At 44.4% G+C, this 21728-nt stretch carries 16 protein-coding genes and 1 tRNA gene; 5 read left to right on the forward strand and 12 right to left on the reverse strand.

Features of this window, described 5'->3' with window-relative positions; translation table 11 throughout:
• Nucleotides 1–94: 94 nt before the first annotated feature.
• The 6 genes from trpS to plsX all read right to left on the reverse strand — a co-directional run bounded on the left by trpS (nt 95) and on the right by plsX (nt 9011).
• The gene (gene trpS / locus AB5706_RS17170; protein ID WP_173771378.1) at nt 95–1156 is read right to left on the reverse strand and encodes a tryptophan--tRNA ligase; all 1062 of its coding nucleotides are present in this window, start codon (nt 1154–1156) and stop codon (nt 95–97) included.
• 290 nt (nt 1157–1446) lie between these two features.
• A complete protein-coding gene (gene ilvA, locus AB5706_RS17175; RefSeq protein WP_118578861.1) occupies nt 1447–2658 on the reverse strand; it encodes a threonine ammonia-lyase in 1212 nt (403 codons plus the stop codon).
• 29 nt (nt 2659–2687) lie between these two features.
• Entirely contained in the window at nt 2688–3629 is a 942-nt protein-coding gene (gene ftsY, locus AB5706_RS17180; protein ID WP_118578863.1) for a signal recognition particle-docking protein FtsY, read from the reverse strand.
• A 14-nt stretch (nt 3630–3643) separates the two neighbouring features.
• Nucleotides 3644–7204 carry a chromosome segregation protein SMC gene (gene smc / locus AB5706_RS17185; RefSeq protein ID WP_173771376.1) on the reverse strand — a complete coding sequence of 1187 codons (3561 nt, stop codon included), beginning with the start codon at nt 7202–7204 and terminating at the stop codon, nt 3644–3646.
• A gap of 18 nt (nt 7205–7222) precedes the next feature.
• Nucleotides 7223–7906, reverse strand: coding sequence for a ribonuclease III (gene rnc, locus AB5706_RS17190; protein WP_118578867.1), 684 nt, complete (start codon nt 7904–7906; stop codon nt 7223–7225).
• A gap of 79 nt (nt 7907–7985) precedes the next feature.
• The gene (gene plsX / locus AB5706_RS17195) at nt 7986–9011 is read right to left on the reverse strand and encodes a phosphate acyltransferase PlsX (protein ID WP_173771374.1); all 1026 of its coding nucleotides are present in this window, start codon (nt 9009–9011) and stop codon (nt 7986–7988) included.
• Nucleotides 9012–9272: 261 nt separating this feature from the next.
• Between plsX and AB5706_RS17200 the strand changes: the two genes are divergently transcribed.
• Nucleotides 9273–9369, forward strand: a tRNA-Sec gene (locus AB5706_RS17200).
• Between the two features lie 99 nt (nt 9370–9468).
• Here the strand turns inward: AB5706_RS17200 and selB are convergent.
• The 3 genes from selB to AB5706_RS17215 all read right to left on the reverse strand — a co-directional run bounded on the left by selB (nt 9469) and on the right by AB5706_RS17215 (nt 14499).
• The gene (gene selB, locus AB5706_RS17205; RefSeq protein ID WP_368366211.1) at nt 9469–11118 is read right to left on the reverse strand and encodes a selenocysteine-specific translation elongation factor; all 1650 of its coding nucleotides are present in this window, start codon (nt 11116–11118) and stop codon (nt 9469–9471) included.
• A gap of 135 nt (nt 11119–11253) precedes the next feature.
• Nucleotides 11254–13092: a glutamine--fructose-6-phosphate transaminase (isomerizing) gene (gene glmS, locus AB5706_RS17210; protein WP_173717721.1), complete on the reverse strand. Its 1839-nt coding sequence runs from the start codon at nt 13090–13092 to the stop codon at nt 11254–11256.
• A gap of 24 nt (nt 13093–13116) precedes the next feature.
• Nucleotides 13117–14499: a sugar transferase gene (locus AB5706_RS17215; protein WP_173717720.1), complete on the reverse strand. Its 1383-nt coding sequence runs from the start codon at nt 14497–14499 to the stop codon at nt 13117–13119.
• Between the two features lie 355 nt (nt 14500–14854).
• On the opposite strand from AB5706_RS17215, the gene AB5706_RS17220 reads away from it, so the two are divergent.
• The 4 genes from AB5706_RS17220 to AB5706_RS17235 all read left to right on the forward strand — a co-directional run bounded on the left by AB5706_RS17220 (nt 14855) and on the right by AB5706_RS17235 (nt 18174).
• On the forward strand, nt 14855–15865 hold the full coding sequence (locus tag AB5706_RS17220; protein WP_173717719.1) for an LCP family protein: 1011 nt from the start codon (nt 14855–14857) through the stop codon (nt 15863–15865).
• 75 nt (nt 15866–15940) lie between these two features.
• Nucleotides 15941–16690: a YveK family protein gene (locus AB5706_RS17225; protein WP_173717718.1), complete on the forward strand. Its 750-nt coding sequence runs from the start codon at nt 15941–15943 to the stop codon at nt 16688–16690.
• A complete protein-coding gene (locus tag AB5706_RS17230) occupies nt 16690–17457 on the forward strand; it encodes a CpsD/CapB family tyrosine-protein kinase (protein ID WP_173717717.1) in 768 nt (255 codons plus the stop codon). The genes AB5706_RS17225 and AB5706_RS17230 overlap by 1 nt, the downstream gene beginning before the upstream one ends.
• Nucleotides 17458–17580: 123 nt before the next feature.
• Nucleotides 17581–18174: a hypothetical protein gene (locus AB5706_RS17235; protein WP_173717716.1), complete on the forward strand. Its 594-nt coding sequence runs from the start codon at nt 17581–17583 to the stop codon at nt 18172–18174.
• Nucleotides 18175–18259: 85 nt separating this feature from the next.
• On the opposite strand, the gene AB5706_RS17240 is transcribed toward AB5706_RS17235, so the two are convergent.
• The 3 genes from AB5706_RS17240 to AB5706_RS17250 all read right to left on the reverse strand — a co-directional run bounded on the left by AB5706_RS17240 (nt 18260) and on the right by AB5706_RS17250 (nt 21719).
• The gene (locus AB5706_RS17240; RefSeq protein WP_173717715.1) at nt 18260–18640 is read right to left on the reverse strand and encodes a hypothetical protein; all 381 of its coding nucleotides are present in this window, start codon (nt 18638–18640) and stop codon (nt 18260–18262) included.
• A 484-nt stretch (nt 18641–19124) separates the two neighbouring features.
• Nucleotides 19125–20051 (reverse strand): hypothetical protein, encoded by a 927-nt coding sequence (locus AB5706_RS17245; protein WP_148463704.1) that lies wholly within the window; start codon nt 20049–20051, stop codon nt 19125–19127.
• A gap of 72 nt (nt 20052–20123) precedes the next feature.
• On the reverse strand, nt 20124–21719 hold the full coding sequence (locus AB5706_RS17250; protein WP_148463703.1) for an AAA family ATPase: 1596 nt from the start codon (nt 21717–21719) through the stop codon (nt 20124–20126).
• Nucleotides 21720–21728: the final 9 nt, after the last annotated feature.

Below are 21728 nucleotides of genomic sequence, written 5' to 3' on the forward strand. Positions count from 1 at the left end.
ATCAATTTAACAAGCCCCAGCAAAAAGCCGGGGCTAATACTTCAATTATTTTAGGACATTTTCAAAAACGCTTGACACTTAAAATTCACATATTTTACTGAATCAAACTATCATCATCAAAATAATTAATTTTCATAGAAGCCTTTACATCCCTCAGAGTCTCAGCTGCCTTTGCCTCAGCCACCTTACTGCCCTCTCTTAAAATATCATAGACATCCGGAATACGCTGCTCCCACATTTTACGGCGCTCTCGAATCGGGCCAAGCTCAGCCTGAAGAACGTTGTTCAGGAACTTCTTAACCTTAACATCTCCAAGTCCGCCTCTCTTATAATGGTCTTTCAGCTCGTCCAGGTTCTGATAATCCGGAAGAAATTCCGGGAAGTATTCTGGTTTGCAGAAAGCATCCAGATAAATAAATACCGGATTGCCATCAACATTTCCCGGATCCTGAACACGAAGATGATTCGGATCCGTGAACATGGACATAACCTTCTTCTTAACCTCATCTGCCTCATCGGAAAGATAAATGCAGTTTCCAAGAGATTTACTCATTTTTGCCTTACCGTCAATACCTGGCAGACGCAGGCACGCCTTGTTGGAAGGAAGTACGATCTCCGGCTCTGTAAGTGTCTCACCATATACTGTGTTAAACTTGTGTACGATCTCTTTGCACTGCTCCAGCATAGGAAGCTGATCCTCTCCAACCGGAACTGCTGTTGCACGGAAGGCTGTAATATCAGCAGCCTGGCTGATCGGATAGCAGAAGAATCCAACCGGAATGCTGGCTTCGAAATTACGCATCTGGATCTCAGATTTCACAGTAGGGTTACGCTGAACACGGGCTACTGTAACCAGATTCATATAATAGAAAGTAAGCTCTGTAAGCTCCGGAACCATAGACTGGATGAAAATTGTGGATTTCTCCGGATCAATCCCACAAGCCAGATAATCAAGTGCTACCTGGATAATATTCTGACGAACCTTCTCCGGGTGCTCTGCGTTATCAGTAAGCGCCTGGGCATCCGCGATCATAATATAAATCTCGTCATAATTTCCGGAATTCTGAAGCTTTACACGCTCAGATAAAGAGCCTACATAATGTCCCACATGAAGACGGCCTGTAGGGCGGTCTCCTGTTAAAATTACTTTTTTCATAGTTTGCTACTCCTTATATTCACCGCCATGCCGATCCTTTTTTTAACCAACACAGTTGTACTTATTTATAATCATTTCAGCAAACACTCCCCATTTTTTACATGAATATGCAAAACGCCCAAAGCACATAGACTAACTTTAGTTACTGTTCACTGGTAACATTCCGCGAGGTGTTTTTTGTGAACGGAGTGAACAGTAACTAACTTTATTCATACCAAACTTTATTCATACCATTTGTAATGTTGCTTCAGTTATTAACTGCAAGGCGGGGAAATGCTTCTATTTTTCAATTACAGACTTGCGCGAATTACTTTCGGTCTGCATCCGGCAGTCTCCAGCGCTTTCACGATCTGATTCTTATGGTCTGTACCAAACGCCTCCAGAGTGATCTTCAGTTCTACAGCTGCATTACGGTTTGTGCTTACAAACTGGTTATGATCCAGCTTGATAACATTTCCCTGATTCTCTGCAATAATAGAAGCCACACGTACCAGTTCACCAGGCTTATCCGGGATAAGAACAGATACGGTAAAGATTCTGTCACGCTGGATCAAGCCATGCTGTACTACAGAAGACATGGTAATCACATCCATATTTCCACCACTTAAAATGGACACAACCTTTTTATTCTTGAAATCAAGATGACGAAGCGCAGCCACTGTCAGAAGTCCTGAATTCTCAACGATCATCTTGTGATTCTCTACCATATCCAGGAATGCAACGATCAGCTCATCATCCTCAACCGTGATGATTTCATCCAGATTCTCCTGGATATATGGGAAAATATGAGAGCCCGGAGTCTGAACTGCAGTACCATCTGCAATGGTGTTTACATGGGGCAGTGTAACAACCTCCCCTTTCTCAAGAGAAGCCTTCATACAGGCTGCACCTGCTGGCTCTACACCGATTACTTTAATATGAGGATTAAGAAGCTTGGCAAGTGTGGATACACCTGTTGCAAGTCCGCCTCCACCGATTGGCACCAGAATATAATCTACAAGAGGAAGCTCCTGAATGATCTCCATAGCAATGGTTCCCTGGCCGGTAGCAACTGCAGGATCATCAAAAGGATGAATAAAGGTATAGCCCTTTTCTTCAGCAAGCTCCAGAGCATATGCACAGGCCTCATCATAAACATCACCATGAAGAATAACCTCTGCGCCATACCCTTTTGTACGCTCTACTTTAATAAGCGGTGTAGTGGTCGGCATTACGATCACGGCCTTCACACCGTATTTGTGTGCCGCATATGCCACACCCTGTGCATGATTTCCAGCGGAAGCTGTGATCAGGCCTTTGCCCCTCTCCTCGTCGGAAAGAGTACTGATCTTATAATAAGCTCCACGCACCTTATATGCACCTGTTCTCTGCATGTTCTCTGGTTTGAAGAAGACCTTGTTTCCAGTGAGTTCAGAGAAATAACTGCTCTTCACCAGCTTGGTCTCCTGGGTTACCTGCTTAACTATTTCTGCCGCTTCTTCAAAACTCTCTAATGTAAGCATTTTTATTTTTCCTCCTGTAGTCTGTGGGGTTAGTTTTCATCCGGATGAATGTCAAACAACGCATCCACAAAAGAATTTGCATCGAATTTCTGTAAATCGTCAATGCTCTCACCAACGCCGATATATTTCACCGGAATATCAAGCTCAGACTGGATTGCCACCGCAATACCACCCTTGGCTGTACCATCAAGCTTGGTAAGAATGATACCGGTTACATTTGCCACCTCTGCAAACTGTCTTGCCTGCACAAGTGCGTTCTGTCCTGTCGTTCCATCCAGAACCACCAGAGTTTCCAGATACGCTTCCGGATATTCCTTCTCCAGAATGCGGTAAATCTTGCGAAGCTCTTCCATAAGATTCTTCTTATTATGAAGTCTTCCTGCGGTATCACAGATCAGAACGTCTGCATTGCGGGCCTTGGCTGCTGCCACTGCATCATAGACAACTGATGCCGGGTCTGCTCCATCCTGACCGCCAATGATCTCCACTCCTGCCCGGTTCGCCCACTGGGTCAGCTGTTCCCCTGCCGCTGCACGGAAAGTATCCGCAGCACCAAGAATAACCTTTTTGCCCTGGTCCTTCAGCTTGCCGGCAAGTTTTCCAACGGAAGTTGTTTTTCCAACACCATTGACACCGATCACAAGAATAACGGATTTACGGTTTTCAAACTCGTACTCTGTGCTGTCCACCGTCATCTGCTCCTTGATGGTATCAATAAGAAGCTGCTTGCACTCCTTGGGATCCCTGATATTCCGGATCTCCACCTGGTCTTTTAATTTGTCCAGAATGGCTGTGGTAGCATTGATTCCAATGTCACCCATGATTAGGATTTCTTCCAGTTCCTCATAAAAATCATCATCTATTGTTGAATAGCCGGTGAAAAGAGAATCGAATCCTGCCACAATGTTGTCTCTTGTTTTTGTCAGGCCACTGACAAGTCTTTTAAAAAAGCCCTTCTTTTCCTCTGCCATTTCCTCTCCTCCTTTTACTGCGTAAGCTGGTTTTCCACAAGATCAACGGAAACCAGCGTGGAGACGCCTTTCTCCTGCATGGTAATACCATAAAGTCTGTCTGCGGCATTCATAGTACCACGCCTGTGTGTTATTATAATAAATTGCGTGTTCTTCGTCAACTTCTGAAGATAGCCTGCGAAACGACCTACATTCGAATCGTCAAGTGCCGCCTCGATCTCATCAAGAAGACAGAATGGCGACGGCTTCAGATTCTGGATTGCAAACAAAAGTGCGATTGCAGTAAGTGCCTTCTCACCACCGGAAAGCTGCATCATATTCTGAAGCTTTTTGCCTGGCGGCTGGGAAATAATACGAATTCCTGCTTCCAGAATGTCCACGTCTTCCTCAAGCTCCAGAGTGCCCTTACCGCCTCCAAACAATTCCTTGAAAGCCTTGTCAAACTCTCTCTGGATATCCTGGAATTTCTCCGTAAACTGTTTACGCATTCCCTCATCCAGTTCCTGGATAATGTTCTCCAGCTGTGCTTCTGCGGTTTTCAGATCCTCATACTGTCCGGAAAGGAAAGCATGACGCTCTGAAATCTCCTTATATTCCTCAATTGCATTTACATTAACGTTACCAAGCTTACGGATTTCATCCTTCACCTGGGCAATTTCTTTCTTCATGGCTTTCAGATCGTTCAGCTCTTCTTTTTTGTACTGAAGGGCATTGTTCGGGGTGATCTCATACTCATTCCACATATAGGAAATCTGAGATTCCCTGTGCTCTTCCAGCTTCTCGATCTGGCTTTTCAGACGGTAACACTCTTTGTCCAGAAGTGAAATCCTGCCGGACAGCTGATCCCGCTTCTCAAAAAATGCCTTGTGGCTGGCATTTTTTTCATCCTTCACACTCTGCCAGCTCTCCATCTGAGCCTTCGCCTTGGTTTCATCCTCTTCCAAAGTCCGGATCACTGCCTCCAGGTTCTCTACAGACTGGCGCTTTCTCTCATTCTCTTCGCCGCCAAGCTCCAGCGTTTCATAAATATCTGCTTCCTCCTGGCGAAGAGCTTCCATCTCATGGGTCAGACGGCCCAGAGTCTCTGCTGCGAAGCTTTCTTTCTGCTGGGCTGTACTTGCTTCCAGGCGAAGAGCCTCCAGTTTCCTGGAAACCTCCTGCTCCTCAGCCCTCCAGTTCTCTAATTCTTCCTGTTTATTCTGGATAAAAGTCTCCAGTTCTTTCTCATCCTGCTCAGAAGCCTTCAATTCTTCGGCAATCTTGCTGTGATCAGCCTCTGCCTCCTCGATCTGACGGCGGATTTCCATCTGCTCTCTCTGAATCTCTCCGTAGCCAGCCTGGATTTCCTTTGTCTTGGCCTCTACCTGGTTAATGTTCATCTTCGCCGTGTTCTGGGCAACATACTGCTGACGCAGTTTTTCCTGCAGATCTGCAATGGTGTCACGCATAACATTACGCTTGCTTCGATTATCATTAATAGCAGTCTGCATGTCATCCATATCTTTTCGAAGAGCCTTCACACTGGATTCCAGTTCATCGATCTCACGGCGGCGGCCAAGAAGGTTGCTGTTATTCTTAAAAGAACCACCTGACATAGAACCGCCCGGGCTGAAGGATTCCCCCTCCACAGTTACCATACGAAGACTGTGCCGGTACTTTCGCGCAATGGCAATGGCATTGTCAATGTGATCCACCACAAGCACACGACCCAGAAGATAAGTAGCAAGTCCGGCATACTCCGGACCTGTAGTTACCAGTTCACTGGCAAGCCCGATCACTCCCGGCTCCTGCAGCGCATCCCTCTGGGTAAAACCACTTCTGGTATTGATACTGTTAAGTGGAAGGAACGTAGCACGGCCGAAACGGTTTTTCTTCAGAAATTCGATCATATGCTTGGCAGTCTGTTCATTGTCTGTGACAATGTTCTGAATACTTCCGCCAAGAGCCGTCTCAATGGCGATCTCATACTCCTTATTTACCTGGATCAGATCTGCTACAACACCCTTAATTCCCGGTACTCGGTCCTTCTGTTCCATTACACGGCGGATACTGTTTCCGTATCCGTCATAGCGCTCTGTAATATTTTTCAAAGATTCCAGCCTGGAAGCCTCACGGTGATATGCGCTCTGGCCAATTTCCATCTGGCCGTTCTGTTTCTTTAATTCATCTGTAATTTTATGTACTTCATTATCCAGGCGCTGACACTCTGCATTCATGTCCTGGATAAGTGTGGTAATTCCCTGAAACTTCTCCTTTGCCCTCTCCAGCTCACTCTGCTGCTGGGCTTCCTCTGTTTTCAAATGAAGCTGTCTCTGACTGATTCCCGCTTTACGGATATCGATCTGCTCCATCATGGTATCGAAACGCTGGGCTTTTCCTTTGGTAGTGGCACGGGTATTGAGAAGCTCGATAATCTCGTTCTTGCCATTCTCCACTGCCTGGGAGCACTCTTCGATCTGTGCCTGAATATTGGAAATCCGGTCCTCTTCTGCCTCCTGGCGCTTCCTTGCTTCCAGAAGAGCTGCATGGAGCTGGGATTTCTCCGTTTCCTGCCTCTCCAGAGATTCCTGACGTTCCTTCAGATCCGCCTCAATGGTCTGCAGACGGCTCTTGTAATGCTCTTCGCTCTGCACTCCGGACAAAATCTGTTCCCGAAGTACCTTGGTCTCGCCATCCAGCTGCTGCCTGCGGATTGCCTTATTCTGCGTCTCTTCACGCAGCTGATCCATCTGGGAATTCAACTGTTCCAGTTCCTCTTCCAGACGGTCATATTCCACTTTCGTCTGCTCGTAGGCCTTCTGATTCTCCTCCAGCTCCTCAGCAGCCCTGGTATTCTTGGTATCCAGCTCTTTTAATTCACGGCTAGTCTCCTCGTTTTCCAGAAGGAAACTGTTCACATCCAGTTCCCGCAAAGTGTCTCTTTTGGCAAGATAAATTCTGGCTGTCTCGGACTGGCGCTCCAAAGGGCCCAATTGTCTGGTAAGCTCACTTAAAATATCGGTAACACGCACCAGGTTCGCCTGCTCGTCCTGCAGCTTCTTAATGGTAGTTGCCTTTCTTCGCTTAAACTTTACGATTCCGGCAGCTTCGTCAAAAAGCTCACGGCGCTCTTCCGGCTTACCACTTAAGATCTTATCGATCTGTCCCTGCCCGATGATGGAATAGCCCTCTTTACCAATACCGGTATCGTAAAACATCTCATTAATATCCTTCAGACGACAGGCACTTCCATTAATAAGATATTCACTTTCACCGGAGCGGTAAAGTCTTCGGGTAACCGTAACCTCATTAAAATCAACCGGAAGCTTGTGATCGCTGTTATCCAGAGTAATGGCAACAGAAGCAAAGCTAAGGGGCTTTCTGGTCTCCGTGCCGGAAAAAATAACATCCTGCATGTTTCCGCCTCGAAGCTGCTTGGCGCTCTGTTCTCCAAGGACCCAGCGGACCGCATCACCTACGTTGCTTTTTCCACTGCCGTTGGGGCCAACGATTCCCGTAATTCCATTATGAAATTCGAAATTGATTTTCTGTGCAAAGGACTTAAACCCGTGCACTTCAATATTTTTTAAATACATATATTCGAACCCTTGTTATTATTTTCTCATCTTCCGGATTGCCTGGTAAGCAGCTTCCTGTTCGGCAGCTTTCTTGGTATGTCCTACTCCGGTACCCATCACATGACCGCTGACAAGCACATCCACGGTAAAGCTTTTATTGTGATCCGGGCCTTCTTCTTTTATCAGATGGTACTCCACAAGATGGGTTCCCTTCTCCTGTACGATTTCCTGCAGGATGGTCTTGCTATCATAAAAGAGCTGTTTGTTCTCAAGATCGTTCAGAATGAATTTCAGAACAAACTCCTTTGCGCTAGCAAAACCACCGTCCAGATAGATAGCTCCAAGCAGAGCCTCTGTTGCATCAGAAACAATAGAGTCACGGTTTCTTCCACCGGTCATGTCCTCACCTTTTCCAAGGAGCAGATACTGCGGCAGTCCGAAATCTCTTGCACAATAAGCAAGACTGGGCTCGCAAACCAGGCTGGCTCTCTTCTTGGTCAATTCGCCCTCTGGAATCTGGGTGAATTTCTTATAAAGAAAATCACTGCTGATCAGCTCCAGAACTGCATCTCCAAGAAACTCCAGGCGCTCGTTGCAGCCTGCCTTACCAAGCTTCTTCTCGTTGGCATAAGAACTATGTGTCAGTGCAAGGATCAGAAGGTTTCTGTTCCTGAACTCATAACCGATCCGGTTCTCCAATGCTTTTAACTTTTTTTCCATGATAAACTTCCTTCCCTCTGACTAGCTGGCAGACCCCCGGCAGGTCTTTGCCGAAGAGTCTGCTGCAATGCATGGATGATCATGCTTTTTCTGGTGTCTCTTCCACCATATGGGCAGCGATTTTCTCATTGATCTTCTGCTGTCTGAACTGAACACACTGAAAAATAGCGTGGCGGATCTCAACCGCCCTGGCACTGCCGTGTGTCTTCACAACCAGTCCCTTAAGACCCAGAAGAGGAGCTCCGCCGTACTCACTTGCATCAAATGCCTTCATGGTTTCTTTGACGGCCGGTTTCACCAGAAGAGCTCCAACCTTGCTGCGGGTGTCTTTCATAAGGCCGGTTTTAAGCATCTTCATAAAGGTACTTCCAAGTCCTTCATAAAGCTTCAGGATCACGTTCCCGACAAAAGCCTCGCAGACAATCACATCTGCATAACCAGCCGGAATATCCCTTGCTTCAATACTTCCAATAAAATTGATCCCCGGGCATTCCTTCAAAAGAGGGAACGTCTCCTTCACAAGGGCATTTCCCTTCTCCTCCTCTGCACCAATGTTTACAATGGCAACACGAGGGTTCTTGATTCCAACCACGTCTTCCATATAGATGGAACCCATCTTCGCAAACTGTACCAGATGCTCTGGTCTGGCATCTACGTTCGCACCGCAGTCAATAAGAAGTGACACACCATTCTGGGTAGGAATCAAGGGTGCCAGCGGCGGACGCTGTACTCCTTTGCTTCTTCCTACGATCACCTGACCACCTACTAAAATGGCGCCTGAGCTTCCAGAGGAAACAAATGCTTCTGCTTCCTGCTTCTTCACAAGATTCAGTCCTACCACAATGGAAGAATCTTTCTTCTTACGGATTGCCAGAACCGGAGGCTCTGCTGTCTCGATCACCTCTGTGGTATTCACGATCCGGATTCTTTCCTTGGGGTAATTCTGAAATTTACTCAGCTCATTCTCAATTACATCCTGCCTGCCGGTAAGGATCACATCAATGTCTTCCCTCTCTGTAACAGCCTCTACGGCTGCTTTCACTGGTTCTGCCGGAGCGTTGTCTCCGCCCATGGCATCTACTACAACTCTAACTGTCTCTGCCATATTTTTCTCCTCTTCGGATATTCTTCAATACTGTAATCTGGTAATGTGAAAACATCCATTATAAACGGGATACGCAAAACACAGCCCTGTTCAATAGCTCTGCCATACCAGAGCATGTTTGAAAAAGGCTACAAGGTACACTATCCCGAATAATACTATTCTACTTTATCTGCCCCCTCTTAGTCAATAGGGAATCAAAGAAAGGTTTCGGACCCAAAGACTGTGGTTGACGAAACTTCCAATCTCCGCTATACTCTCACTGGGAGCAGATAGGTGCCGGTGTGCCTCCTGGTCTTCAAAACCAGTGTGGGGCGCTAATCCCGTCCCGGATGGGTTCGATTCCCATATGTTCCCGCCAAAAAAGCATACCCAGCTTTCCATTCTTACTCTTCTCATGGAGACTACGTTTTCGAAATAACCATACCACTCACTTGTCTGTGAATCCGATTGCGCAGGTCTAAAAGCCTCGACGCAGCCGATCTGCCTGCTGCAAGTTTCGTTTTAACACTCTTCCTCCATTTTCCATAACTGTAATCCGCTCTCTGTCAAACCTCTCCAGCAGTATGATCGCACATTTACGGGATATTCCCAGACGGTCACGAAATTCTCCAGTCTGGATCATACCCTTTTCTTCATATAACAGATACGCCATATCCAGAGCTTTCTGCCGCATTTCCCAGTGCATATAATGCTTCTCGTCAAACCGTACAAGAACACCGTCCCGCACCATGGCAAAGAACACTTCTGAAAAATCCCGCTCACCGGAAAATACTTTCTTCACTTCATCTGTCAGCGGAGGCATAAAGCCCGATTTCAGATATAATTCCTGCAGCTGCAAAAAGACAGAATTCCCACATATTTCTTCTGTTATTTTTCCTGAAGCATGTGCTTTTTTTCTTTCCTTTCCGGTACATGCACAATGAACAACAGCATCTGCATTCTGTCTTTTTTTCCTTTTTACCCCATTGGGATTCAGCACAACTCCACCGCCGATGGTTTCTACTGGCGAATAAAATCTTATAACAAAATGATCCCCTGCTTTCATTGCCGTCATCTGCTCCATCCGAAGCTGGACTACGGCCTCTTCACCGGGCTTCAGCACTACTCTGTCAAACAGAATTATTTTACACACCAGTTCTGCTGCCCCATGATAAAGATGAACACGGGTACCGCTTTTTAAAGTACGCTGTCCTGACTTCAACAGCTGCAGCCGTACATCTGCTATCATGGTACCTTCCATACTTCCTGCTGCTGCCAGAATTTCTCCCCGGGAGATCTGCTCTTTTCCAATCCCCGGAAGGTTCACTGCCACCCGCTGTCCCGGAACAGCTTCGGATACTTCCTGACCATGCACCTGAATCCCTCGAATTTTTACCCTTTCAGTTCTGGGATAAAGCATGGCGTCATAATTCAAGCCTAAACTGCCATCAAGCAGCGTCCCGGTCACTACAGTTCCAAAACCCTTTAGAGAAAACACACGATCTATGGGCAGGCGAAACGCAGATGCTTTTGTCCCCATTCTGCCTGTGCAGCTGTCACCTTCTTTTTGGGAAGGCTTCTGATTTCCCGTGTTTTTTCCGGCTGTGCACAGTTTCCACAACACCCTGCGCAGTTCCTCAATCCCACGCCCATCCACAGCACTGGTCACTACCACATCCGCATTTTCCAGAAACGTTCCCTCTGCAAATTCCCTGATTTCCTGGTCAAGTCCCTTTTTCCATTCCAGGTCACCTTTGGTGAGCACAAGCACACCCTTTTGAATACCAAGCAGGGAAAGTATTGCCAGATGTTCCCTGGTCTGAGGCATAACTCCCTCATCTACTGCGATCACTACCATGGCAATATCAATTCCGCCAGCTCCAGCCAGCATATTCTTTATAAACCTTTCATGGCCTGGCACGTCAATAATCCCAGCTTCCCTGCCATCCGGAAATTTCAGAAACGCAAAACCATTTTCAATTGTAATCCCCCGCCTTTTTTCCTCTGCCAGGCGATCCGTATCCGTGCCTGTCAGCGCCTTGACCAGCCAGGTTTTACCATGATCAATATGTCCGGCAGTACCTATGATCCTGTGCCTTTTTTCTTCCATATCTTTTTCACGCCCCATTTTGTTCGAACACTCCCACTATTTCATTTCCAAATAAACAGCGCGAAGAAGCCACTTCTCCGCGCCATGTTTATGTTTATAACAATATTGTCTTTTTTCTGTTGTTTAGAAATATAATTCAGCTATTTAATAACATTATTCTACAGTAACAGATTTCGCCAGGTTTCTCGGCTTGTCCACATCCAGGCCCTTCGCTACGCTGACATAATATCCCATCAACTGCAGCGGAACAATTGCAAGGCTGGTTGTGAAATACTTCTCCGTCTTGGGAACATATACGGAGAAATCAGCGGTATCCTCAATACTGTAATTGCCATAGCTGGTCAGTCCCATCAGATAAGCACCACGGCTCTTTACCTCAACCATATTGCTCAGTGTCTTCTCAAAAAGATCCTTCTGGGTCATCACACCGATCACCAGAGTACCATCCTCTACAAGGCTGATTGTTCCGTGCTTCAGCTCCCCTGCTGCGTAAGCCTCAGAATGAATGTAACTGATCTCCTTCATCTTCAGGCTTCCTTCCATGCTGATAGCATAGTCAATTCCGCGTCCGATGAAGAAAATATCATGGGCATTTGCATACTTGCTTGCAAACCACTGGATACGCTCTTTATCATCCAGAACACGGCTGATCTTGTCCGGCAGGGTCTCCATCTCAGCAAGCAGACGGGTCACTTTTCCCTCCTCAAGCTTTCCCTGGACAAAAGCACTCTGGATAGCCAGCAGATACATGGCGATCAGCTGGGTGCTGTAAGCCTTGGTGGTGGCAACAGAAATCTCAGGTCCTGCATAAGTATATAACGTATAATCGCTCTCTCTTGCAATGCTGGAGCCTACAACATTGACTACACTAAGTACCGGAACATTTCTATCCTTGGCAAGACGAAGGGCAGCCAGGCTGTCTGCAGTCTCTCCAGACTGGGAAATAATAACCACCATGGAATCCTCCACAAGGATCGGATCACGGTAACGGAACTCAGAAGCCACATCCACCTCAACCGGGATCTTCGCCATGGATTCGATCACATATTTGCCAACCATACCAACATGGTAAGCAGAACCGCAGGCGATGATATAGATTCTCTTAAGAGAAGCCAGCTTCTCATCTGTAAGCCCTGTCTCAGAAAAATCAATGTGTCCCTCTTTTACATAAGCGCCAATGGTGTCCTGAACAGCCTTCGGCTGCTCATGGATCTCTTTCAGCATAAAGTGCTCATAGCCGCCCTTCTCAGCAGCAGCTGCATCCCACTGGATCTCCACAACGTCTTTCTCAATCTCTTCACGGTCGATATTGTAGAAATGGATCTCATCACGGGAAAGCTCCGCAATTTCAAGATTGCCGATATAATAAACTCTTCTGGTCTGATCCAGGATCGCAGGAACATCAGAAGCGATAAGGCTTCCGTTCTCGCTCTTTCCAATGATCAGCGGACTGTCCTTGCGGGCTGCAAACAGTTTGCCCGGATAGTCCTTGAAAATAACACCAAATGCATAAGAACCGCGGATACGGAGCATTGCTCTGGAGATTGCTTCCAACGGGGTTCCGGTTTTCTTATAGTAGTAATCTACCAGCTTCACAGCCACTTCTGTATCTGTCTGTGAATAGAACGTATAACCGGAACGAAGAAGCTTCGCCTTCAGCTCCTGATAATTCTCGATAATTCCATTATGAACAAGTACTACGGACTTATCATCTGTACAATGAGGATGGGCATTTGTCTCAGAAGGCTCTCCATGAGTCGCCCAGCGGGTATGACCGATACCGCAGGTACCCGGTACGGCTGAACCGCCGTCTGTCTTCTCGATCAAAGTTTTCAAACGCCCTTTCGCCTTTACGATTGCGATCTTATCAGTTGCCTCGTTTCGAACTGCGATACCTGCTGAATCATAGCCTCTGTATTCCAGCTTGGAAAGGCCTGTCAGCAAAATCGGTGCCGCCTGTTCATCTCCTACATAACCAACAATTCCACACATAAAATTTCCTCCTCAGTCTCAGTCTTAATCATTCTCCTCGTTTTTCTCCTGGCCAGCTGTCTTCTGCCATGCCTCAACCCCTTCTGTATTTTCCTTCTGGAAAAGGATTTTGAAGGTAAGCATCAAAAGCTTCAGATCCAGCTTCAGAGAATAGGTCTCAATATAGGTGAGATCCAGTTTCAGCTTATCATAAGGTGTCGTGTTGTATTTACCATAAACCTGGGCATAACCGGTAAGTCCGGCCTTCACTTTCAGGCGGTAATCAAATTCAGGGATCCTCTCGCTATACAGTGCAGCAATTTCCGGCCGCTCCGGTCTTGGGCCTACCAGAGACATATCACCTTTCAGGATATTAAAAATCTGTGGCAGCTCATCGAAATGGATCCGGCGGATAAGCTTCCCGACCGGTGTGATCCTGTCATCCTCTTTCTTCGCCAGCTGGGCACCCTTCACTTCAGAGTCCATTTTCATGCTTCTGAATTTCAGGATCATAAAGATCTGCTTATCCTTCGTAAGACGCGGCTGCTTATAAAAAACAGGACCGCCATCATAAAGCTTAATAGCAAGTGCGATCAGAATCATAAACGGAGATGCGATCACCAGCCCTGCCAGGGAAAATATAATATCCACAATTCTTTTGAAAAACAGCTGCTCTGCTGTCAGACGCAGGTTTCTGGAAAGAAGAAGCGTGGTATCAAATAAATGAATATCGTCTGCATTCCGGAGCATAATATCAGAAAGCTTCGGAATAGAATAACAGCGGATATCCTTCTCAAAGCAGTATTTCAGGAGAAGATTTCGTTCGTGGGACGGGATATCCCCGATCACAACTGCTTTATATCCGTTGATCTTCTCCTTGATCACGTCAAGGCCAAGGGAAAGGGATGCCATCTCTTTAATGGCATATTTATCCTCTCTGGTCTCAAACTTATTCCTTAAATCTCCCGGATTACGTCCGCCATAAATCATCAGCATCTGTCTGGGCGGATACAGTCTGGTGTACACATAACGCATACCAACCACCCATATGACAACGATCACCAGGTCAATCCCCATCATAGCCAGCATAGGTGTCAGATGCTCTCCCAGACGCCAGCGGCCGATCAGGCACAACTGTAAATAGGTAATAAAATTCACGCAGCACACAGACAGGATCTGGGAATAGATTACTTCAAATACCCGCAGATAACCCACCTTAAAACCACCGTAAATTTTATAAAAGAAGTATATCATCAGCACATACAGGCCAATGACTACCTGATTGCCTCTGTCAAAGCGTCTGCCGATGACCTCCTTGTGGGCATAAAATTTATACCAGATATAGGCGAAAAGCAATGTTTCAATAGCTATGATCACCGCAGACGCCAAAAACATGATCAGTCTCTTATATCGTTCGCGATTTTCCATTTTTTCCTCCAGTAAATTTCCTCTGAAATCTATACGTTGTATAAGTATAGCACAAAAAATCCCAGAGGAAAACGATTTTTTTCGTCACCTTATTTTGCCCAAAAATGACAGAGCAGGTTGATATCCAGACCAAACCGTGATAAAATCAGTACATATTGTGGTAAAGCAATATAGTATTTATACAATATGATATTTTATAATGTGAAGTAAATAACAGATTCTGAGTTTTGTCAATATGTAATTTTCAGAGTGATGGTTTACAGGTACTGTTCACTGGTAATGTTCTGCAAGATATTTTGGGGAGCATTACCAGTGAACAGCTGCGAAGTATACCTCGGTCTGCAGAAAGGAATCAATGCGTCATAATCAAATTTCCAGACAGAATAAAAATAAAAAAATAAAATATCTCGCCATAGGACTTGCCGCCGGCGTTCTTGGCATAGGCTCAGCTGCAGGTGTTCTCACTTCTGCCAACAGCCATGCTGTGACCCGGAGCGCATCCTCTTCCACACAGGATACTGACCAGATTACTTATAAAGGTGTTACCTATGTTCCGAAAGGGAATCTTGAGACTTACCTTTTCGCCGGAATTGATTCTCCGGATAAGGTAACCGAGATCAAGGAATACGACGGCACCGGTCAGTGTGATGTGCTGCTTGTGCTTGTCCGCGACAGAAGCACAGACACCTGCAAGTTTCTCACCATCGACCGGAACACCATGACTCCGGTGAAGAGCCTTGCAGATGACGGCTCTTACATAGATACCACAGAATGCCAGATTTCCCTGGCACACGCCATGAGCCTGGATCATGAGACCCGTGCAGAGAATACTGTGGATGCAGTTTCCACGCTCCTTGGCGGTCACAAGATTGACGGCTTTGCAATGGTAAACATGAGCGCCATTGAAGTGGTAAATGATATGGTTGGCGGTGTCACCGTCACCATCGAGGATGATTTCCCGGACAGTGACACACTGATCAAGGGACAGACCGTAACTCTGCACGGTAAGGACGCTGAGCGCTTCATCCGTGAGCGCAAGACCGTTGCCGACGGACTGAACGAGAACCGGATGAGCCGTCAGGCCCAGTACGAGGAAGCTTTCAAGCCTGTTTTCCAGGCGAAATGCAGTGAAGATAAGACGTTCCCGCTGGATCTTTATCATGCACTTGAGGACTACATGACTACCAACATCAGTGCCAAGAAGTTTTCCCGTCTTGCCCTTCTTCTTTCCGATGAGAAAGAGGAGGAGAAAGTATCCATAGAAGGAACTGCCGACTTCGACGAGGATGGCTGGCAGACTTTCACTCCTGATCCGAACAGCCTTCAGGAAGCGATCCTTTCGCTTTTTTATAAGGAAAAGAAATAATTTTCCTGTTAGAAAATAAATCGTAGAAGAGAAGATTCTAAACAGCTACAATAAACAAAATTAAGGAGACCCGACATGAACGAAGAACTCACAAACGACGAGGTGGAAATCGACCTTGTGGATCTAGGCAACGTCTTGTTAGACAAATGGCGTTATCTGCTGATCAGTCTTATTGCAGGCGCTGTACTTCTGGGTGCGTATTCCCTTTTCTTTATCGCACCTACCTATGAATCCACAGCCAAGCTTTACGTAGTATCTGCCTCAGACGATTCTGTAGTCAATTTAAGTGACCTGAATCTTGGTACTTCCCTGACTGCAGACTATGAACAGCTGATGCTCAGCTATCCGGTACTAAACCGTGTTATTGACCGTCTGAATCTGGATTCTACATCCGATGAACTGGCTAAAGCTTTTTCACTGAACAACCCAAGCGATACCCGTATTCTGGAGATCACCGCTACTTCTACCGATCCGCAGATGGCTATGGATCTGGCTGAAACTATGGCTGAGGAAGCCATTGATTATCTCCCGGATACCATGAGCACACTTGCTCCGAATCTGGCACAGCCTGCCAAACTTCCTGAGAGTAAAGTGGCTCCAAGCTATACCAAGTTCACCATAATCGGTGCCCTGCTTGGACTTCTCATCTGTGCAGCATTCTTTATTGTAAAATATCTGATGGATGACACCATTCATACTGCAGATGATATGGAAAAATATTTTGGGCTGGTACCTCTTACCACTATCCCTGACAGCGATCAGGTAATCGATCTGGATGAGGAGCAGCACCGCAGACGCGGCAGAAAGAGAGGTCGTACGAAATAATGAACCAGCTTAATGTAAACCTTCCGGAGCTGCCCTATGCAGTTTCCGAAGCGATGAACCGACTTCGTATTAATATTAAATTCTGCGGTAAAAATACCCGCAAGATCCTTTTGACCAGCTGCCAGCCTAATGAAGGTAAGAGTACCATTTCCTCCTACCTGTGGAAAATGCTTGCAGAAGCAGGATTTCCTACTGTTCTGGTAGACGTTGACCTTCGTAAATCCGTTATGAAAACACGTTTTCAGATGGACTACGACGATGACACTACTATGGGACTGAACCACTATCTTTCCGGTATGGCAGAATATGAGGACGTTATATACAGTACCAATATTCCAAACGGCTATATGGTTCCGTGTACACAGCTCCTTGAGAATCCTTCCGCTCTTCTGGAAGATGTTCGTTTCAAAGAGCTTCTGAATACCCTTTCAGAGAATTATCGTTTTGTTATTATAGATTCCCCGCCGCTTGGCAGTGTATCAGATGGAGCGCTTATCGCTTCTCTGTGCGACGGCGCAGTTCTGGTTGTACGTGCTGGTACCACACCGCGTACTCTGATCAAGCAGTCTCTTTATGAGATCCAGCAGTCTGGCTGCAAGCTCCTCGGTACAGTTCTGAACCGTGCCGATGTAAAGGGACGTGCTTATGGCAAGTATGGCTATGGAAAATACGGTTATGGTTATGGATACGGCTATGGTTATGAGCCTAAGGATAAAAAAAACAGCTCTGACTCCGCTGCTGCAGATAAGAATTCTACCGGAAAATAACCGTTTGTACTATTTTTACCGGCTGTGAACTTTATTCACAGTAATCCAACTTCCGGATAAACGGGTCTGCGTGGGGAGACCGTTTATTAAATACATTAAATTAAGAAATAGAGGGTGTTACCAATGAAATCATTCAAAAAAGTAGCTGTGACTATCCTGGCTGCAGTAATGATGCTTCTCATCAGCACTACTGTTTTTGCAGCAGATTCACCTGTAAAAACATCTTTCAATGCTTCTCTTACCAAGAAAACTGTAACTTACACTGGTAAGAAACAGCAGCCAAAGGTTGTAGTTAAGAATGAAGCTGGAAAAACAATCAAAGCTAAATACTACACAGTAAAAGTTAAAACATGTAAGAATGCCGGAACATACAAAGTTACCATCATCGGTAAAGGAAAATATGCCGGATATACACAGACTCTTACTTACAAGATCAAAGCTAAAACTCAGAAGGTAACCTTAAAGTCTGCTGATAAATATACTGTAAAGGCTTCTGCAGTTAAGAAGAGCAGCAAGACTCTTAAGAAAGCTATCAAAGTAACTAAGAAAACTGGTAAAGTTTCTTACACAACAAACAACTCCAAGATCAAAGTTAACAAAAACGGTAAGATCGTAGTTGCTAAGGGAACCAAGAAAGGTACCTATCAGGTAAAAGTTACTGTTAAAGCTAAAAACTACAAGACAGTAAACAAATACATCACCGTTACAGTTAAATAATTCTGGTGTATAATAAAAAACAGCTCTCTGACCACGCAGGGAGCTGTTTTTTTATTGTTACTGATTTTCGCCTCACATATTATTCTCAGCTCAGGCGGCTGACCTTCTGGCGATACTCTTCCAGGTTGTCTTCGTCAATATAGCCGATACTCAACAAATATAAATTAAGCGCTTGTGTAAAATCCACCGCAGTTTCGGCACCGTTTAAAGCAAAATCCAGATCTATAATCTTCTTCTCCTCTTCCTCCGTGCAGTCTACAATCTGAAATTGAACAGAGCATTGCTCTATGTCATAATTCATCGCAAGCAATATTTCCTTATCACCCTTGCAAACAGACAATTCAATTTCACGTTCCACCACCTGTTTCAAATCCAGTCCATAATTTAATATACCGCTATTTTTTACATATTTGATATCATCGGCCTGTAAAATCAGCTGAAGTACGTCCTGTATTGTTTCCATCATTTTCTCTCACATCTTTTCTTTATTTCCACAGCTGTTTGCTGCTTCAAATTTCTATTCTCATAATAGCACGGAAACAGGAGCTTCACAAGTTTTATCTGTCTGTTTTTATCTAAAAATTTCGAGATTTTTTGCTCTGTATTTGTCACATTCCAGATATACTGTGCAGGTACTGCATGCAACTATACATTTCAACTCCATGGATTGGTGTAATTACCCTGTCCTTAAAGCGCTTCGGAATAGAAAAACGAAACTCGCCCACAAGAGCCGGGCAGTGGTAATTTTACCAAATCATACTCCCCGCCAGGGATATTTTCTGCCCACGCATCGCTACAAATAAGCAGCCGCTTCCAAATAAAGTCCAGTATAAATAGAAAAAAAACAAAATTCTCTATATACGCCACTACCGCCCAACGAGTACTGGGCGGTAGCAAAGTAATTAATTGATTTCGTACTCTTCGAAGTTTTTTGATGAAAGGCAAAATCGTCAAGAGCGCACTTTAGGTCGTCGATATGGCTCAATTTCTCCATATCTTTGGAATACTTGTGAGGTATATAGTAATGAATCCGTTACAACAACCATAGCTGGCGACCACCCTATGTCTACAGTATCATCAATAACTATATCGTCAGAAATATCCTTATATTCCGCCAGTATAAGATCAATTGCATTTTGTTCATCGTTTTCTTTCTTTACCTGAACATTCATGTATTTCAAGAGTGTTATTATTAGTTTCAAATCATCTTTCTTTATAACCGGAGCTCCTATTTTACATTGCAACAGATCTTTTTCAAACATATTCATGTTACCAGAAACATGCTTTTCATTTCCGTTACCATACTTTCGGGGACAATTAAATTGAAAAGTTCTTTTATTCCTTCTCCGAGATAAGTTTATAAGCGGTCTCTTACTACTTAAAAACTCTGGAATTGTATATAGAAAATCCACATTGCCAATTGCATTCTCTAAAAAAAATATTCCGTACGCACTTATACTTTTATAAGCAAAATTAAAATTAAGTATATTAGAAGGAACAGGATATTTTTTAGAAATAGCCTGTACGAGAGGTCTATCTTTTAATAATTCCCATTGAAATACATTTAATACAATACTCGGATGATGTCGAAAAATATTCTTTTCATATTTAGCCTGCAATGTGCAAATTCTTAATTCTTTTTTACTTCTATCATATGTAAAAATTTGTAAATCCCCTAATTCAACTCTTTTAGACTGTCCATGTAAAATATTTGAATTATAACTCACATAATATTGAGCATGAATCTGTTTCACAAATGTGCACTTTATCGCCGTCTGATTGAGATACCTTGCCATTAATCTGAAAAGATATATTTCATTCACTTTTTGACCTTTGGGTCTATTTTTCAGCATAGCATTAAATGTATTTTTCATCATAGTTTCTCCTCGCTATGTTTACTTGAAATCCTCTAACTCCGATAATGATAAAATACTGTAAATCCAGGAATTTTAATATTTCTGAAATTTCTCAATCACACACTCATGCAGTTTCGTCTTCTTATCGTAATTAATACCTGCCAGCAGCAAATCCCCATGATAATCTTTTAGCACCTCACTATACTGCTGTCTCTTAATCTGGGCAATTGCTCCGGAAGCATTTTTATTCCATTTAAGTTCAATTATGGCTGCAGGTTTGTCCAGATGAAGCTTTCTGGGAAGAAAGCAAATATCTGCAAACCCTTTCCCGCTTGGCAGTTCTCGAATAACTGTATAGTACTCTCTTGCAAAATAAAATGCCAGATTGATCGTACAGCTCAAAGAATTCTCATCATTATACTGTAAGATAGATACTTCCTGATGCACTTTATCGATTCCCTTTGCCACTGTATCACTGTCCATTCTCCACAAAGCTTCCAGCAGCTTTCTAGAATTTTCTACAGAGTCAATAACCTCAGGCCACTCCATAGTGCTGATTGCATTTATATATTCCTGAGATACTTCTTTATTGGGAATATAGACAGTTTTATCCGGCCAATGATAGCTCAAATAGCCAAGGTGGACCAGAAGGGTCAATACATCATCTTTTCCCTGAAAAGTCGCCATATCATTCGAAAAAGTTCCCGTGTTAATCTGTACCTTATCGCCTCCAAGCATTTTTATGACAGAATCTTTTAGGCCATCATAATTCAATCTAATATAAGTTTTAAGTGCTTCATAGGTTTCTGTCTGATTCCAGTAATTATCAAACACCCCACTGAGCATTGCATCCACTACAGATTTCGGGCTATACATGGAATAAATCTTTTTCTGATTCTCTTCTACTGTTATCAGTTCGTAGCCATCATACCAGGCCTTTGTTTCCTCAAAGCTTCTCTTGTACCGGGCACACAACATTTTTACTTCATCTTCTGTAAAACCAAAGAATTCAGCCATCTCACGGGGATTTGTCATAGAATACTCTGTGAACATATTCAAAGCGGAATGAGAACCATATTTTTTTATGGGCAAAATTCCTGTCATATATGCCAGCGCAACATAATCCTGATCCTTCAGCCACACTCTCAAAAAATCAAGATACTTCTTCTGTGCCTCTCTATCCTTCTTGTATTCCCGGAAAAGACAATCCCACTCATCGATCAAAATCACAAAAGGGCATTTTGTTTTTGCAAAAATATCCTTCATCACCTGTATCAAATCTTCAGAATCCCGAAAGTGCAGATTTCCATAAGCATCTAACAAATCAAACAGTAAATACCGCTTCAATCGTCCCAGCATCTCATCTACACTGTTGGTAACGCTCAGGAATTCCTGCATATTGATTTTGATAACATCATATTGGTTTAAATGGTCTCTATATGTGATTGCTCTGCTGATCCGCAAACCGCCAAACAAATCATCGCTATTTTCTTCTTTCTCATAATATGAAGCAAGCATATTAGCCGCCATAGACTTTCCAAATCGTCTCGGGCGGCTGACACATACATATCTCTGCTCTGTACAGATCAATTCATTTGTTCTGGCTATCAATTCACTCTTATCCACATAAATCTTGGACCTCAGACTATTGCGAAAAGAAGCACTTCCAGGATTCAGATAACTTCCCATATTACACAC

Origin of the sequence: Ruminococcus sp. RTP21484sp1_RTP21277st1_D2_RTP21277_210401 (genome assembly GCF_040924225.1) — a bacterium.
Classification (GTDB): domain Bacteria; phylum Bacillota; class Clostridia; order Lachnospirales; family Lachnospiraceae; genus Blautia_A; species Blautia_A faecis.

Bases quoted from the DNA above. Each gene is read 5' to 3' on its own strand.
- trpS (WP_173771378.1), bottom strand. From the start codon at position 1,156: ATGAAAAAAGTAATTTTAACAGGAGACCGCCCTACAGGCCGTCTTCAT.
- ilvA (WP_118578861.1), bottom strand. From the start codon at position 2,658: ATGCTTACATTAGAGAGTTTTGAAGAAGCGGCAGAAATAGTTAAGCAG.
- ftsY (WP_118578863.1), bottom strand. From the start codon at position 3,629: ATGGCAGAGGAAAAGAAGGGCTTTTTTAAAAGACTTGTCAGTGGCCTG.
- smc (WP_173771376.1), bottom strand. From the start codon at position 7,204: ATGTATTTAAAAAATATTGAAGTGCACGGGTTTAAGTCCTTTGCACAG.
- rnc (WP_118578867.1), bottom strand. From the start codon at position 7,906: ATGGAAAAAAAGTTAAAAGCATTGGAGAACCGGATCGGTTATGAGTTC.
- plsX (WP_173771374.1), bottom strand. From the start codon at position 9,011: ATGGCAGAGACAGTTAGAGTTGTAGTAGATGCCATGGGCGGAGACAAC.
- selB (WP_368366211.1), bottom strand. From the start codon at position 11,118: ATGGGGCGTGAAAAAGATATGGAAGAAAAAAGGCACAGGATCATAGGT.
- glmS (WP_173717721.1), bottom strand. From the start codon at position 13,092: ATGTGTGGAATTGTTGGTTATGTAGGAGATGAACAGGCGGCACCGATT.
- AB5706_RS17215 (WP_173717720.1), bottom strand. From the start codon at position 14,499: ATGGAAAATCGCGAACGATATAAGAGACTGATCATGTTTTTGGCGTCT.
- AB5706_RS17220 (WP_173717719.1), top strand. From the start codon at position 14,855: ATGCGTCATAATCAAATTTCCAGACAGAATAAAAATAAAAAAATAAAA.
- AB5706_RS17225 (WP_173717718.1), top strand. From the start codon at position 15,941: ATGAACGAAGAACTCACAAACGACGAGGTGGAAATCGACCTTGTGGAT.
- AB5706_RS17230 (WP_173717717.1), top strand. From the start codon at position 16,690: ATGAACCAGCTTAATGTAAACCTTCCGGAGCTGCCCTATGCAGTTTCC.
- AB5706_RS17235 (WP_173717716.1), top strand. From the start codon at position 17,581: ATGAAATCATTCAAAAAAGTAGCTGTGACTATCCTGGCTGCAGTAATG.
- AB5706_RS17240 (WP_173717715.1), bottom strand. From the start codon at position 18,640: ATGATGGAAACAATACAGGACGTACTTCAGCTGATTTTACAGGCCGAT.
- AB5706_RS17245 (WP_148463704.1), bottom strand. From the start codon at position 20,051: ATGATGAAAAATACATTTAATGCTATGCTGAAAAATAGACCCAAAGGT.
- AB5706_RS17250 (WP_148463703.1), bottom strand. From the start codon at position 21,719: ATGGGAAGTTATCTGAATCCTGGAAGTGCTTCTTTTCGCAATAGTCTG.